The sequence below is a fragment of the Streptomyces sp. CHD11 genome (assembly GCF_018638295.1).
Lineage (GTDB): Bacteria > Actinomycetota > Actinomycetes > Streptomycetales > Streptomycetaceae > Streptomyces.
Genome location: NZ_JABTTS010000139.1, coordinates 1 through 349, shown reverse-complemented (window position 1 = coordinate 349; position 349 = coordinate 1). Strand labels below are relative to the sequence as shown.

1 protein-coding gene is annotated in these 349 nt (G+C 69.3%); it reads right to left on the bottom strand.

Translation table 11 applies throughout. The annotated features are described in order from the left end of the window. Positions 1 to 349, bottom strand: a 349-nt coding sequence (locus HTV45_RS33505; RefSeq protein WP_215209644.1) for a hypothetical protein, incomplete at both ends; no start/stop codon positions are given.

The window sequence follows — 349 nt, the reverse complement described above, 5'->3', positions numbered from 1 at the left end:
CGAGCCGCGCCGGATCGTGGCAGACGGTCCGCAGCATGACGTCCTGGCCGAACTCCTCGGACCGCCAGGCGTAGGTGAGTGTCACCATGAGCGTGCCCTCACCGGAGTCTCGATAGCGCAGCCCGCGCATCCCTGCACCGATCCGCCCACTGACCTCCTCGACCTCCGTCTCCCGTACCGGCGAGGGCAGATATGCCTGGGCGACCGTGCGCAAGGTCTCGTCGGTCTCGCCCTCCGAAGGGACGCCGCCCGCCCAGAACGGCAGCGGTACGAGCCGGGGATCGTCCACGTAGAGGAAGTACCGGTCCGCCTCCACCGTCGCCGGCAGGTTCGCAGCGAAGTCCTCCAC